This window comes from Terriglobia bacterium, from assembly GCA_020073185.1.
In the GTDB taxonomy this organism is placed as follows: Bacteria; Acidobacteriota; Terriglobia; order Terriglobales; family Acidobacteriaceae; genus JAIQGF01.
In genome coordinates this window covers 1-13,850 of the sequence record JAIQFT010000009.1, presented here as the reverse complement: position 1 = coordinate 13,850, position 13,850 = coordinate 1, and the positions used below count along the sequence as shown (strand labels likewise).

General features: G+C 61.5%; 14 protein-coding genes. 13 read left to right on the top strand and 1 reads right to left on the bottom strand.

Going from position 1 to position 13,850, the window contains the following annotated elements; genetic code table 11:
* Positions 1-110: 110 nt before the first annotated feature.
* The 13 genes from LAN64_04235 (at position 111) to LAN64_04175 (ending at position 13,124) form a co-directional block, all read left to right on the top strand.
* Positions 111-815: a YggS family pyridoxal phosphate-dependent enzyme gene (locus LAN64_04235; GenBank protein MBZ5567042.1), complete on the top strand. Its 705-nt coding sequence runs from the start codon at positions 111-113 to the stop codon at positions 813-815.
* 241 nt (positions 816-1,056) lie between these two features.
* The gene (locus LAN64_04230) at positions 1,057-1,362 is read left to right on the top strand and encodes a DUF167 domain-containing protein (protein MBZ5567041.1); all 306 of its coding nucleotides are present in this window, start codon (positions 1,057-1,059) and stop codon (positions 1,360-1,362) included.
* Positions 1,363-1,698: 336 nt separating this feature from the next.
* Positions 1,699-3,114, top strand: coding sequence for an MFS transporter (locus LAN64_04225; GenBank protein MBZ5567040.1), 1,416 nt, complete (start codon positions 1,699-1,701; stop codon positions 3,112-3,114).
* Between the two features lie 105 nt (positions 3,115-3,219).
* Entirely contained in the window at positions 3,220-4,446 is a 1,227-nt protein-coding gene (gene hpnI / locus LAN64_04220) for a bacteriohopanetetrol glucosamine biosynthesis glycosyltransferase HpnI (protein MBZ5567039.1), read from the top strand.
* A gap of 127 nt (positions 4,447-4,573) precedes the next feature.
* Positions 4,574-5,965 (top strand): beta-lactamase family protein, encoded by a 1,392-nt coding sequence (locus LAN64_04215; protein MBZ5567038.1) that lies wholly within the window; start codon positions 4,574-4,576, stop codon positions 5,963-5,965.
* A 232-nt stretch (positions 5,966-6,197) separates the two neighbouring features.
* Positions 6,198-6,422, top strand: a complete 225-nt coding sequence (locus LAN64_04210; GenBank protein MBZ5567037.1) for an antitoxin MazE family protein — start codon at positions 6,198-6,200, stop codon at positions 6,420-6,422.
* Positions 6,419-6,778: a type II toxin-antitoxin system PemK/MazF family toxin gene (locus LAN64_04205; protein MBZ5567036.1), complete on the top strand. Its 360-nt coding sequence runs from the start codon at positions 6,419-6,421 to the stop codon at positions 6,776-6,778. Before LAN64_04210 ends, LAN64_04205 begins: the two co-directional genes overlap by 4 nt.
* 260 nt (positions 6,779-7,038) lie before the next feature.
* Positions 7,039-7,968, top strand: a complete 930-nt coding sequence (locus LAN64_04200; GenBank protein ID MBZ5567035.1) for a universal stress protein — start codon at positions 7,039-7,041, stop codon at positions 7,966-7,968.
* Positions 7,969-8,252: 284 nt separating this feature from the next.
* Positions 8,253-9,560 (top strand): rhomboid family intramembrane serine protease, encoded by a 1,308-nt coding sequence (locus LAN64_04195; GenBank protein ID MBZ5567034.1) that lies wholly within the window; start codon positions 8,253-8,255, stop codon positions 9,558-9,560.
* A 231-nt stretch (positions 9,561-9,791) separates the two neighbouring features.
* A complete protein-coding gene (locus LAN64_04190; protein MBZ5567033.1) occupies positions 9,792-10,331 on the top strand; it encodes a DUF6125 family protein in 540 nt (179 codons plus the stop codon).
* A 410-nt stretch (positions 10,332-10,741) separates the two neighbouring features.
* Positions 10,742-10,927, top strand: a complete 186-nt coding sequence (locus LAN64_04185) for a ferrous iron transport protein A (protein MBZ5567032.1) — start codon at positions 10,742-10,744, stop codon at positions 10,925-10,927.
* Positions 10,928-10,930: 3 nt separating this feature from the next.
* Positions 10,931-12,052 (top strand): 50S ribosome-binding GTPase, encoded by a 1,122-nt coding sequence (locus tag LAN64_04180; GenBank protein MBZ5567031.1) that lies wholly within the window; start codon positions 10,931-10,933, stop codon positions 12,050-12,052.
* On the top strand, positions 11,979-13,124 hold the full coding sequence (locus LAN64_04175) for a TonB-dependent receptor (protein MBZ5567030.1): 1,146 nt from the start codon (positions 11,979-11,981) through the stop codon (positions 13,122-13,124). The genes LAN64_04180 and LAN64_04175 overlap by 74 nt, the downstream gene beginning before the upstream one ends.
* 23 nt (positions 13,125-13,147) lie before the next feature.
* Here the strand turns inward: LAN64_04175 and LAN64_04170 are convergent, their stop codons facing one another.
* On the bottom strand, positions 13,148-13,792 hold the full coding sequence (locus LAN64_04170) for an ABC transporter ATP-binding protein (GenBank protein MBZ5567029.1): 645 nt from the start codon (positions 13,790-13,792) through the stop codon (positions 13,148-13,150).
* Between the last annotated feature and the right edge of the window lie 58 nt (positions 13,793-13,850).

Sequence of the window (13,850 nt, the reverse complement as noted above, 5' to 3'; positions counted from 1 at the left end):
CTGACGAACATAGAACCACAGAGACACAGAGGCTTTTTCGATCTGCTATTCTCTGTGGCCTCTGTGCCCTGTGCCTTTGTGCCTCTGCGTCTCTGTGTTTTTCGTTCCGTATGTCCATCGCCGAAAATCTCGCTGAGGTCCGCGAGCGCATCGCCGCCGCCGCCCGCCGTGCCTCGCGTTCGCCCGGCGACATCGCGCTCATGGCGGTCACCAAGACTTTCGGTCCCGACGCCATCCGCGCCGCCTACGACGCCGGCCAGCGCCTCTTCGGCGAAAACCGCGTCCAGGAATTCGCCGGTAAGGTCGATGCGCTGCGCGATGTCACCGACGCCGACTTCCACATGATCGGCCACCTGCAAACCAACAAGGCCGCCAAAGCAGTTGAAGTTTTCTCCGCCGTAGATTCGGTGGATTCGCTGAAGCTGGCGGAAAAACTCAACGCCGCCGCCGAAAAACTCGGCAAGAGCGTTCCCGTGCTGATCGAGCTCAACCTCGGCGGAGAAGAGTCGAAGAGCGGTGTCGCGCCCGTATCGCAGGAATTCGGAGCATTGCTCGAAGCCGTGCCGTGCCTAACACACCTCGTTTTCCATGGCTTGATGACGATTCCACCCTTCTCTCAGGATCCCCAAGCCGCGCGCCCCTACTTCCGCCGCCTGCGCGAAATCCGCGACAACATTGCCCGCCGCAATCTTCCCGCCATCCGCCTCGATACGCTCTCCATGGGCATGTCGCACGACTTCGGAGTCGCCATCGAAGAAGGCTCCACCTGCGTCCGCCTAGGCACCGCGATCTTTGGCGAACGAACTACCAAATAACCACCGAGACACGGAGTCCATGAAGGGATTTAGGAATTTGGTTAAGTCAGTAACTTGTAGCTATCTCAACTTGATCGCGCGTCCCGCAAGGACGCTTGATGGCAGCCCAGCGATTCATCGCTGGGTACGTGGATCCCAAATCTCAGTCAGTCCGGTAGGACGGTTGAAAATGAGAGACTCGGCATCGTCCCCGCGACCGGATTGATTGTTCGCTTTCTCCGTGCCTCCGTGGTGAACTGGAATGTTGAAAATTAGCGACACCCCGCACGGTGCCACCTTCGCTGTCCGCCTCCACCCGCGCGCCAAGAAGAACGCCATCACCGGCTCGCTCGGCGACGCCCTCAAAATCTCCCTCACTGCGCTGCCGGTCGAGGGCCGCGCCAACGACGCCTGCATCGAATTTCTCGCCGATCTTTTGAAGCTGCCGCGTTCCTCGATTACCATAGCCGCGGGCCAATCCAGTCGTAATAAACTGATTCGCATTGCCGGGGTGAGCGCCGCCGAGGTTGGAGCGCGCTTGCGCCGCGCTTTGCCGGCAAGTGCGTGAAACTGATTTCAGAATCTTCGGAAGGGCAGAGGCTTGGGCCGTGCCGTTTCAGCCTCAAGAAAAATTGGGCTTTAGTGTCTGCGTGAGAACTGGTCTCGCATGACTGCCGGTGGCACGTAACCGCGACATCGCAGCCCCAGCGGGGCGATTGAGAATAGCCCGCCACTTCAGTGGCGGGGCATAGTGGGAAGGATTTCTCAGTGCCGTAGGCACGATTGAAGTTCTCAGGCATACACTTTAGCCCCTGAGGTAAACACTTTAGTCGTGAGTCACGGTTGCGAGCAGCCGCTTTGGCTCGCAACTCACAACTCACAACTCGCAACTGAGGTAGCACCCTTGAGCTTTGCGCAGCGCCTGCGCGAGATTCGCACCGGCTTCGAGCGCCCCTTCTGGGTCGCCAACATCACCGAAATTTTCGAGCGCCTTTCCTACTACGGCGCCTTCTCCTCGCTCGCCCTCTACCTGCAGGAGAAACTCAATTTTTCGACCCAGCAGACCGGCACGCTCACCGGCATTTTCGGCGGCATGGTCTGGTTTCTCGCCATCTTCGGCGGCGCTACCGCCGACCGCCTCGGATTCCGCCGCGCCCTCTCCATCGCCTACTTTATTCTGGCGACTGCATATTTCCTGATCGGCTCCATCGGTGCGCCCTGGCTGGCGCCGGCGCGTGACGCCGTGCCCCTCGGCCTGTTCGTCGGCTTCATCCTGATTCTTCCCGCGCTGGGCGTCTCGCTGGTGAAGCCCTGTGTGGTCGGTACTACGGCGCGCGCGTCGAAGGACAACGTGCGCTCCATCGGCTACTCGATTTACTACACGATGGTGAATATCGGCGGCGCCGCCGGCCCCTATGTCGCATCCTGGGCGCATCGTCACCTTGGCGTGGAAAACGTCTATCGCGTTGCCGCCCTCAGCGTCTTCGCCATGTTCTTCGTCGTGCTGATCTTTTTCCGCGAGCCACGAAAAGCCGGCGACGCGCCACCACCCTCCATTGCCGAAGTCGCGGGCAATTTCTGCGTCGTCCTCGGTAACTACAAGCTGGTTTTGCCGGCATTGCTTGTCGCCCTGCTCCTCGGCGTTCTTTCACTCTTCCTGCCGTGGGGTGTCACCATTCCCTGGTGGCTCTGGACCGCGCTGCTGGTGCTGGTGCTGGCCGGCATCAGCCGCTTCATGTGGTTCCTGGTGCTGTTCACCGGATACTGGGTGGTTTTCTGGCAGCAGTACATCAGCTTGCCGGGATACATCCACCGCTACATCAACGCCAACGCCGATGTCGAACTGATCCTGATCACCGACGGCCTCACCGTCATCGCACTCACCCTGGCGGTGAATTACGCGACGCGCAAAATTCCCGCGTTCCATGCCGTCATCGTGGGTACGGTGATCACATCGCTGGCCTGGGTGATCCTAGCCCTTCGCCCGACCGTGTGGGGCGCGGTGCTGTCGTTGTTTGTGCTCGCGCTGGGCGAGATCATCCAGTCGCCGCGCTATTACGAGTACATCTCCCGCCTTGCCCCGCCCGGCCAGCAAGGCACCTATATGGGCTTCGCCTTCCTGCCCATCGGGATCGGGTCACTCATCGGCGGATGGTTTGGTGGACGCCTCGCCCACCACTACGGCGAAGTCACGCACCAGCCCAACCGTTTCTGGTTTGCCGTGACCGCCGTCGGCCTCGCGACCGCCATGCTATTGTGGATCTACAACAAAATCGTCCGCCCTGTTCAAGCGAACGAACAAGCAGCCGCACCAAACTGAACGGGTCATGAAACCTCGCGTGCATACAAAACTTTACAATTTCCCCGTTACTCTCAGAATCCTTTTCGTTGCTGCCGGGTTTGCATGGGCTTAGGATAGACATCGATGCCTCAGTTTCTGCTGTTGGTCGCGCTATTGGGGCTGGTTAGTTCGACCGGCTTTCTCCTGCTGGTGATGGTGGCGGCGCGCCGTTTCCGCAGGCGCGCGCGCAGTGCCGCCGCTGCAGCCGCCGCGTTCAGCGATACCGACTTTCCTCCGGTCAGCGTGCTCAAGCCCGTCTGCGGCCTGGAACCCATGCTGGCGGAAAATCTGGAAAGCTTTTTCCGGCAGGACTACCCCACCTTCGAGCTGATCTTTGGCGCGCGCACGCCCGACGATCCCGCGATCGCCGTGATCAACCAGCTTCGCGATCGCTATCCCAACGTCAAGGCTCGCTGCATTTTCTCCGGCGAGCCCACCTGGCCGAACCCGCGCGTGTACTCCGAACACAAGATGCTGGCCGCCGCCCGGCACGACTACATCGTCATGGGCGACAGCGACGTGCGCGTTCCCCGCAACTACCTGCGCAGCATCATCGCTCCCCTGCGTGACCCGCGCGTCGGGCTGGTCACCTGCATGTATCGCGGCCGGCCCAGCGGAGGCGTTTGGTCGCGCCTGGAAGCCGCCGGCTTCTCCGTGGAATTCGCTTCCGGCGTGCTGGTTGCCGACTTACTCGAGGGCATGAAGTTCGCTCTCGGCCCCACCACCGCCACCCGCAAGGATGTGCTGGCGCAGATCGGCGGCCTCGGCGTGCTCGCCGACTATCACTCCGAAGACTACGAGATCGGACGCCAGGTGGACGCCGCCGGCTACCGCGTCCTGCTCTCGCACGTCGTCATCGACCACGTCACCCTCAACCGCGCCATGATCAGCCGCCAGGTCCGCTGGATGCGCTGCACCCGCTCCTCGCGTCCTGCCGGTCACATCGGCAACGGCCTTACCTTCGCCACGCCGTTCGCATTGCTCGGCTTCCTCGTCGCCGCCGTCTGGGGACACTGGACGCTCGCCTTCGCGCTGCTTGCCTGGGGCATCGTCAACCGCTGGCTGCAGGCCTTAGTCGTCGGATGGGGCGTGGCGCGCGATCCCGAAGTCTGGCGCTTCCTCTGGTACTACCCGCTCCGTGACCTGCTCGGATTTTTGTTCTGGCTCGCCAGCTTCACCGGACGCACTATCACCTGGCGCGGCGAACTCTACCGCCTTGGCCCCAGCGGGCGCGTCGTCAGCCTCCGCCACGGCCCTCCCGCCGAACCTGCCTCCCACGCCGCTCCCGTACGCCCTACCGGAACGCATTAGTTTCGGTTTCAGTTTCAGTGTTGCTGTTGGAATTGCAGTTTCGAATTACGCTTTTGTGGTTCGCTCCCAACCCGCAGCTCCCAACTCGCAACTTTGTTACACTGCCGTGTTTCTTCGGAGCCACGCCATGCGCGTACGCATCGCCGTTTTCACCCTCCTCGTCTCTCTCGCCGCCCACGCCCAGCAGCCGCGCTCGCTGTTTCCCAACGATGTCCGCTACCAGATGGACGTCGCCGCCGTCCAGACTCTCCGCGACACCGGCGTGCCCAGCGCTTCCATCGCGGTAGTCAAGGATGGCCGCATGGCTTACCTCCAGACCTACGGCGAGTCGCGCCTGGAGCCGCGCACTCCCGTGCGTCCCGACATGCGCTATAGCATCGGCTCCATCAGCAAGCAGTTCACCGCGGTCGCGCTTCTTCTGTTGCAGGAGCAAGGCAAGCTCTCGCTCGACGATCCCGTCGGCAAGTTCCTCCCCAACCTCACCCGCGCCCGCGACGTCACCATCCGCCAGGTACTCACGCATACTTCCGGCTACTCGGACTTCTGGCCGCAGGACTACGTCATGCCGATGATGCTCAAGCCGACCACCGCCGCCCAGATCATGGACACCTGGGCGCGCAAGCCGCTCGACTTCGAGCCCGGCACGCGCTGGCAGTACAGCAACACCGGCTACGTCATCGCCGGCGCCATCATCGAGAAAGTCACCGGCAAGCCCTACTTCCAATTCCTGCGCGACCACATCTTCACGCCCCTGAACATGACCAGCGTGGCTGACTTCGACCAGCACGGCGTTGCCCCGACCGATCCCACCGGCTACCTGCGCTATGGACTCGGCCCGGCGCGCGTTGCGCCGGCCGAAGGCGCCGGCTGGATGTTTGCCGCCGGCGAGCTCGCCATGACCGCCGAGGATCTCGCCAGGTGGGACATCGCGCTCATCGAGCGCAAGATCATGAGCCCCGCGTCGTACCAGCAGTTCGAAACCGAAACCGTGCTCGCCAACGGCCTGGGCACGCAGTACGGGCTGGGCGTCTTCGTGCGTTCCGAGTCCGGACATCGCGCGCTCACCCACGGCGGCGAGGTTTCCGGCTTCACCGCCACCAACACTGTCTTTCCCGACGATCGCGTTGCCGTCGTCGTGCTCACCAACCAGGACGCGGCCAATGCATCCGGCACCATTGCCAAGAAGCTGGCCACGCTCGCGCTTCAGGACGCCGACACTGCCCGCAAGCTGGAGCAGGCGCAACAGATCTTTGCCGGGCTGCAGAAGGGGACCATCAATCGCGCGCTCTTTACCGACAATGCCAACAGCTACTTCAGCGAGCAGGCGCTGAAGGACTTTGCCTCCAGCCTCGGCCCGCTGGGCGCGCCCAAGGAATTCACCCAGACCAACCAATCGCTGCGCGGCGGCATGATGCTGCGCGTTTACCAGGTGAAATTCGCCGACAAGGCGCTGCGCGCCTGGACCTTCGAAATGCCCGACGGCAAGCTGGAGCAATACCAGGTCGCCGCCGCGGATTGAGGGCACCTGCGGCACGATTTTTCGTTCCGGCAGGTCCAACACCAGTCGAGTGAACACCACAGCGAGCCTAGCGGCAAGACGGCCACCCGCCGAAGCGGCGGGTGGCAGGGGCGGGTTCCACCGGGTGGTCCGGACTTCCCGGTCAGACGCTTCAGGGGTACGGGCCAGGGCACGACTGGATGTCGACAGGAAGTTGTGATAGGTTACATGTAACCTATCGTTGAGGTGGGAATTGAGAGCACGGACTCCATCCAAGTCGTCTCGAGATAAGGTCAGAGCGCATCGCAAGCGGCTGCGCCAACTGGGCTTGCGGCCGATCCAGATTTGGGTACCTGACATGCGGTCGCCTGCTTTTGTGACCGAGGCACACCGGCAGTCCCTCGCGGTCGCCAAGAGTCCTCGCGCCAAGAAGGATCAGGACTTTATCGATGCTGTCTCCGATTGGGGCGGGATGTGAAGCGCGGCGAGATTTGCACTGTTGCAGGTGGTAAGGACTACGCGGGCAAGCCCCGTCCCGTTGTGATTCTTCAAGACGACCGTTTCGACATGACGGATTCGGTCACAGTGTGCGCATTCACTACCGACCCAACTGATGCTCCTCTGTTTCGGCTGCCTATCGAACCCAGCGAGGACAACGGCCTGCGTACTGCCTGCCGCTTGATGGTAGATAAGATCACGACCGTTCCGAAGGCGAAGATCGGCGCGCGTGTCGGCAGGCTTGCTGACGAGGACACGGTGCGGCTGAATCGCGCAGTTCTGGTCTTCTTGGGTATCGCCGCTCCGCCCAACCACGAGCAACTGGAATCGGCATGAGGTTTTTCGTCGTCGGCGACCCCGAGCCGTGTCGCGGTACAAATGAAGAGGGCGCGGCCGACTGGATCGCGCCGAGCTGTTGGTGGACTCTTTCGAATCGCCCACGCGGCTTGGCTCGAAGAGCACGTTAGTCAGTACTGATTGCAGCCGTGCCGGGGGGACATCCCCCGTCTGGCATATTCAGGCCAGCAGCACCGGCGCGGCGCACTTGAGTGGCTTCAGTTGCGGTGTTATGGTTAAGGGCTTCGCGGGCGACGCTCATGGCCGATAAGCCGCTCCATCTCCCTGCCGCCGTGCCCACCCTGGACGCTTCCACCCCCATTGCCATGCAGCGAATCATGCTGGCCACCGACTTCGATCCCGTGTCGGAGGCGGCCCTGCTTTACTCGCTGGCGATTGCGCGCTGGTACGGTTCCAAGATCTACCTCATGCACGTGGTGGCCCCCGAGCCGTTCAATTTTCTGGCTCCCGATGCCCGTCAGCGCGCGCTGGAAGATGCGTGGCGCACCGCGCAGCGCCACATGACCAACTTGCTGATCGCCGGACATCTGGAAGGCGTGGATCACCAGGTGCTGGTGGAGCAGGGCGACGTGTGGGAAGTGCTGTCGCGGCGAATCGAAGAGCTGTCCATCAGCCTTCTGGTGATCGGAACGCACGCCAGAGGGCGCGTGGGGAAGCTCCTCCTGGGTTCGGTGGCGGAGACGATTTTTCGTCAGGCGACCTGTCCGGTGCTGATGGTGGGTCCGCGGGCGCGGCACGTCAGCGAGCGCACGCCGGACCAGCCCATCCTGTTTTGCACTGGGTTCAGCGCGCACTCGCTGAAGGCCGGAGGCTATGCGCTGTCGCTGGCGCAGCACCAGGGATCGCAGTTGCTGCTCATGCACGTGAGCAAGGAAACGTCCGTGCCGGAGCAGGAGCAGCAGCAGATTGCGCAGCAAGCTCACCAGCGGCTGCGATCGTTGATCCCGCCGGGCACGCAACTGGCGGCGTCGCCAGAGACGATTGTGGAATTCGGGGTGGCGGCGGAGCGCATCCTGCAAGCCGCCAAGCAGCGCAAGGCCGGGCTGATCGTGCTGGGAGTGCGGCAGCCGGTAGGGTTCGTGCGCCGGCTGAAGTGGGCGACCGCGTACGAGGTGGTGGGCGAGTCGCCGTGTCCGGTGCTGACCGTGCGGATGACGGAGCCGGAATAATTGGCGAACTGAAGAATTTACGATTTTTCGTATTGCATCGCTGAGCCGGAACAATTCGTGAATTCTTCAATTCGTCAATGGTCGTTCCCGCTTGGTTCACGCCCGAGTTTCTCTCCTGTGTTAGCTTTGACTCCGGCCCACCTTCACGAATGACGGTTTGCGCACAATGCGGACGGGAACTGGAGCCGTCTCGCGCCGCTGCAGCAAGCATCTGCCCAGAATGCGCCGCCATTGCACCTCCTTCGGCGGAACCGAGTACTGCCGGACCTGTTCTCACCCCGCGCATGCCGGTCCCGATCACGCTGCTGCTGGTGGGGATCAACGTTTTCCTCTTCATTGCGATGGTAGTGAAGGGTGTGTCGCTGACCCAGCCCACCTCCGATCAGCTTCTTCGTTGGGGCGCCAATTCCGGCTCGCTCACGCTGCAGGGCCAGTGGTGGCGTCTGCTGACGGCGATGTTCGTGCACATCGGCATCACGCACCTGGCGCTGAACATGTGGGCGCTATGGAACCTGGGGATGCTCGCGGAATATCTTTACGGCCCCAAGACGTTCCTGGCGTTGTACCTGGTTTCCGGAGTGGCGGCGAGCGTCGTAAGCATAGGGCGGAATCCGCTGGTGGTGGGGGCGGGGGCCTCGGGCGCAATCTTCGGGCTTGCCGGCGCGTTGATTGCAACCCTCTACTTGGCCCATCTTCCGACCCCACGCTCCGCACTGCGATGGGGCCTGATCAGTCTCATCGTGTTCGCCGGCTATAGTCTTGTCTATGGATTTTTCAAGGGCGGCATTGATAATGCCGCACACGTCGGCGGGCTGGTTTCAGGACTCCTGTTGGGAGCGGCGTTGAGCAAGGATTTTCCGCGGCCGGCGCCGAGATCGTCAGCCAGCAGGCCGATGCTCTTCCCCGCCTTTGCCGCGCTGCTGCTGGTTGCCATCCTTGGTGTGCGCTACGTTCACATGCCGGTAGTGCGGCTGGACAAGGCGGAGCAGGACTTGCGCAACGGTGACAACGCGGCTGCCATGCGCGAGTTGAACCAGGTGCTAAAGGCGCGCCCGAAGTACGCCGCGGCGTGGGCGCTGATGGGGACGGTGTACGCGCACAATCGCGAGGCGGACAAGGCGGAAGGCGCGTTCCAGCGTGCAGCGCAGTTGCAGCCGGACAATCCAGTAGCGTGGAAGCAACTGGGATTACTCTACCTGCGCAGCAAGCGTTACGAGTCGGCGAGGGCGACCTACCAGAGACTGGCGCAACTGAGTCCGAAGGATGCTGATGTACAGTTGAAGCTGGGCTTCGTGCAGGCAGAACTCGGCGACCGCGAGGCCGCGCTGGCCAGTTTCCGCAACGCGACATCGCTGGCGCCTAACCAGCGGGTGACATGGTTCAACTTTGGGCTGGCTGCGATGAACCTGAAACGCTACGACGATGCGGTGGAGGCGTTCACCCGCGAGACGAAACTGGCGCCGCGCGATGCCGAGGCGTGGATCTGGCTGGCCAATGCGTATCAGGCCAAGGGCATGACGGAGAAGGCCGACGCGGCCTATCTGACCGGGTATAGGCTACGAGCCGCCATGCAGCGGACGCCGGGCAGATAGGCCTCTAAATCCTGAAGTTGCCCGCCGCCAGGGAGGAACGCATGACAGCAATGCCTTACCCTGTTGCGCCAACCCCGGGGCGACATGGGTGGGAAAACCTCAATCCTGCCTGATCTCGCGCTCGATTCAGTCGGAGATTGTGCTGGAGCCATCGATCGAGCTGGCGCAAGTGGCAAGCCCGCACGATGGTCAGCTACAGATACCCTGAATCAAATATGAGGCGCACTGACGATGTGTACACCAAGTCCTTTTGAGCTGATGGACCGTGAAGAACTCATGCGCGCATTGGTCATGTTCGCGAAGAATTGGCTGGCACATGACGGTTCCTGGTTCCTGGCCGCCGAGGAACGGCTTGGCATAGAAGCGGCCATCCAACTCGACGCAGGTGCCTGGAAGCGGTTCGCAGCCGCCGAGGCTCGCCGCATCATGGACGCCTTTCAGATCGCGACCGGCGGCGGGCTGTCGGCCCTAGAGAAGGCCCTTGGACTCCGAATGTACAGCGTAATCAACGCCCAACACATTGAGTGGTCAGGGGACAGAAGCCGGTTGCGTTTTTACATGGACGTGTGCCGCGTCCAGGAGACGCGCCGTCGTAAAGGTCTGCCCGATTTTCCGTGCAAGACAGTCGGCATGGTCGAATTCCATACGTTTGCGCGCACTGTTGATCCTCGCATCCGGACAACCTGCTTGCGCTGTCCGCCAGATGCCGCCGACGGCGAATTTTGTGCTTGGGAATTCAGTATCGGCGATTCAGACAGCGATTCGGCATGACGCACGGTCTCCCGTTTTCACCGCAGGAGCCCGCAAGCGATCACATGGCCATGTGACCATCGTACTGACGGTGCGTGATGCGCGAGCGCTATCCTGAACCCGCGCTCTCGCTGGATTTCCGCTTCGATGCGAGGCGCCTCGGTCAGGGCCGTGAATACCACTCTCATACCTCTCGCCGATCTCCCTAATGCAACTAGGAGTTCCCCCGGCTCTGCCGGGGAGGCTCCCAAAGTTTGACAGTTCCGGGATGTGCGTGGCGGTTTTGCAAGCGCACAGCTTTCACCCGTACTGCCTGGAGCGAGCGGTTTTGACTTTGGGTCGCGATCAGGCCCCTTTGAGGGGCCCGCGACCCGTAAAGCCTCCGGCTCTGCCGGAGGATACTTACCGGCAGTTCCGGTGTAATTGCCGTTGTGAACGCGTCCGCCGCGGAGCTGATGGACTTGGGATTCATTCCCGGGGCGCATGTGACGCCTGCATACAGCGGACTGGGCGGAGATCCTCGTGTCTATCGGTTGGAAGGAAGCTTGGTGGCGTTACGGCGCGAGGCGGCTTACCAGATCGAGGTGAGAATTGCGGGGAAACAAGAAGAGGAATGACGCATGACGGTGTCGGTGCACTCCGGGCCACATGCCGTGCCCGAGACAACAGCGGCACCGTCCCGCGTGGTGGCCCTGGTTGGCGCGCCCAACTCGGGCAAGACGACGCTTTTCAATCGTCTGACGGGCCTGCGCCAGAAGGTCGCCAACTACCCGGGCGTAACAGTTGAGCAGCACCGTGGGTATGTGACGACAGACTCCGGCGAAAAACTCACACTCATTGATCTACCTGGCGTATACAGCCTCTCGCCCCGTTCGGAGGATACCCGCACCACGATTGAGGTGCTGCACGGCCGTTTTCCCGGTGTACCAGAACCCGACAGCGTTCTGCTGGAGTTGGACGCCACCAACCTCGGACGCCAGCTCTCCTTGGCTGCCCACATTATTGGCCTCGGTCTGCCCACATTGGTGATTCTGAACATGGCGGATTCTCTTCGCTCGCAGGGCGGCCATGTCGATCCCTTGGCATTGGCGAAAGAACTTGGCACACCGGTCGTGTTGGCAAGTGCGGCGACCGGTGAGGGCATGACCGCGATTCTGCGGTTTCTGTCCTCTCCAGCCGCCGCTCCGGCACCGCTCAGTTTGCCGATTTTGCAGGACATTCCGGCGTGTCAGCGCTGGGCTGGGCGAGTCGGCGAGTCCGCTGGATACCGACGCCCTCTGCCTTCGCGCTGGACTCGACGTCTAGATAGCGTGCTGCTGCACCGCGTCTGGGGACCGGTTCTTTTCTTGCTCACCATTTTCACGCTCTTTCAATCGATCTTCCTTGTCGGACAGCCATTGTCGGGGCTTCTGCAGCGCGTTCTGCATTACTTAGGTGGACTCGCGGCGGCCGCGTTCCCGGATGGGATGATGAAGTCCATTCTGTTCGATGGCGCATGGAATGGGACGGCGGCGGTGCTCGTGTTCCTGCCACAGATTATGTTTCTGTTTCTGGCCATCGGAATCCTGGAGGACTCCGGCTATCTGGCGCGCGCTGCTGTGATTGCGGATCGCGGCATGGCAAAGATCGGGCTGAACGGAAAATCATTCATCCCCTTGCTCTCTGCCCATGCCTGCGCCGTGCCCGGGCTCCTGGATGATGGCCGCCAATGCTTACTCGCGGGCGATTGGAGGACGCATTGAAGCGGACGCGGGAAAAGATTTTACTTTCGGCTTTGAGAGCTACTACCGCAATTGGAACATGATGGGCTACATGAGGATGGCGGGCATGCTCTCGGCCAAGCTGTCGCTGCCCGACGTGGGGACCACCGCGCTTGGCGTTTTCGCCGATTATCACCACGCGATTACCGACCGTCTGAAGCTCAGTGGTGGCTTACGTTTCGACCACGACTCCATGGGGGCGAATACGGCGAATCTGAACACCAATGCCTACTTCACTTACCAGGGCACCCGCAGCACCAGCACGGCCGACAATTACGCCTCCGGCAACCTCCACTTGGCGTACACGTTGCCGAAACACGTTGAACTGTTCGCCGGGATTGGCACCACGGGCCGCGTACCCGACGCTGAGGAGCGGTATATCAACCGTGCCTTGATGAACAGTGTGAACGTCGGCAACCCGAACCTGCCGATCGTCCGCAACACCGAGCGAACAGTGGGTCTGGTTTTCCATCACGGCTCTTCTTATGTGAAGCCCACGCTGTTTTATTCGAATGTCAGTGACTACATTCTGGTGAACAACCAACCGCGATTATCGATGGCTATGGGTCCCGCAACAGCACGGTCCTACACGAACGTCGATGCACGCATTTACGGAGGCGAACTGAGCTATGCCCTCGGCCTGCCTGTTGGATTCTCTAAGACTGGTGGAGGTTCGTATTCAAGGGGAATGAACGACCGCAAACCCGAGGCGGGCGTGATGTCAACCAACCTCCCCGAAATGCCGCCGCTGCGCACCTGGGCTGCGCTGCGTTACGCTTACAAATATCTCTTCGCCGAGGTGGGCGGAACCGGAGTCGCCCGGCAGAGCCTGGTGGACCGCGACCTGAAGGAAACCCCGACAGCGGGATACGGGCTGATGAACCTGAAGTTGGGTGTGACGTACCGAAAGCTGAACGTCAGCCTGGCGGTGGACAACCTGCTCAACCGCTTCTATTACGAGCATCTTTCTTACTATCGAGACCCGTTTAGCTCCGGCGTCAAAGTCCCGGAACCGGGCAGAAATTTGTTTGGGCAATTCAAGTACAGCTTTTGAACGCCCAGTTAGCCCTCAGCAGCTCAGTTTTGAATTCTGCCGTCGGCGATGTGGTAGACCCGATCGAAGCCCTCTACCATTCGGACATCGTGCGTAACCACGATAACGGCTGCATTCTTCTCCCTGCTCAACTTGCGCAGTAAACCCATGACAATCTTTCCGCGCCCGGTATCCAGAGCCGCCGTGGGTTCGTCGGCAAGAAGGACCTTGGGATTATTTGCGAGCGCACGGGCAATTGCCACGCGCTGCTGCTCGCCACCGGAAATCTCGGCGGGATAGTGATGCCAGCGATGAGCGATTTCCAGGTATTCTAGCAATTCTATTGCGCGGGCCTGCGCCTCCTCGCGCGGCACCTGATTGAGCGTGAGGATAAGCTCGACATTCTCCAGTACCGTCAGGAATGGGATGAGGTTATACGCCCGGAAAATCACCCCCATTTTCTCGCGGCGGACGGCGCGCACGTCAACGTTCGTCCAGCCCTCGTCAAAAACGCAGACGCCATCCAGCTCGATCCGGCCGTGCGTCGGCTCGTTGATACAGCAGATGGACGTCAGCAGCGTGGTCTTACCTGAACCGCTTGGCCCTAAGGAATCTCTGAATAAGCGCCGCTTTCTGGGCAGATGCTGAGCTGAAAGCAAGTGGTTCAGAGGAATTCCAGTGACTCTCAGGGTTTTCTGATCCCTTGATCCGCTCGCCCAAGCCGAGGCGCGTCGTTCTCGCCCCTAC

What these genes read in the sequence shown, in the direction of transcription:
- LAN64_04180 (MBZ5567031.1), top strand. Translation starts at nt 10,931, where the DNA reads ATGACGGTGTCGGTGCACTCCGGGCCACATGCCGTGCCCGAGACAACA.
- LAN64_04230 (MBZ5567041.1), top strand. Translation starts at nt 1,057, where the DNA reads ATGTTGAAAATTAGCGACACCCCGCACGGTGCCACCTTCGCTGTCCGC.
- LAN64_04200 (MBZ5567035.1), top strand. Translation starts at nt 7,039, where the DNA reads ATGGCCGATAAGCCGCTCCATCTCCCTGCCGCCGTGCCCACCCTGGAC.
- hpnI (MBZ5567039.1), top strand. Translation starts at nt 3,220, where the DNA reads ATGCCTCAGTTTCTGCTGTTGGTCGCGCTATTGGGGCTGGTTAGTTCG.
- LAN64_04195 (MBZ5567034.1), top strand. Translation starts at nt 8,253, where the DNA reads ATGCCGGTCCCGATCACGCTGCTGCTGGTGGGGATCAACGTTTTCCTC.
- LAN64_04190 (MBZ5567033.1), top strand. Translation starts at nt 9,792, where the DNA reads ATGTGTACACCAAGTCCTTTTGAGCTGATGGACCGTGAAGAACTCATG.
- LAN64_04175 (MBZ5567030.1), top strand. Translation starts at nt 11,979, where the DNA reads ATGCCTGCGCCGTGCCCGGGCTCCTGGATGATGGCCGCCAATGCTTAC.
- LAN64_04215 (MBZ5567038.1), top strand. Translation starts at nt 4,574, where the DNA reads ATGCGCGTACGCATCGCCGTTTTCACCCTCCTCGTCTCTCTCGCCGCC.
- LAN64_04235 (MBZ5567042.1), top strand. Translation starts at nt 111, where the DNA reads ATGTCCATCGCCGAAAATCTCGCTGAGGTCCGCGAGCGCATCGCCGCC.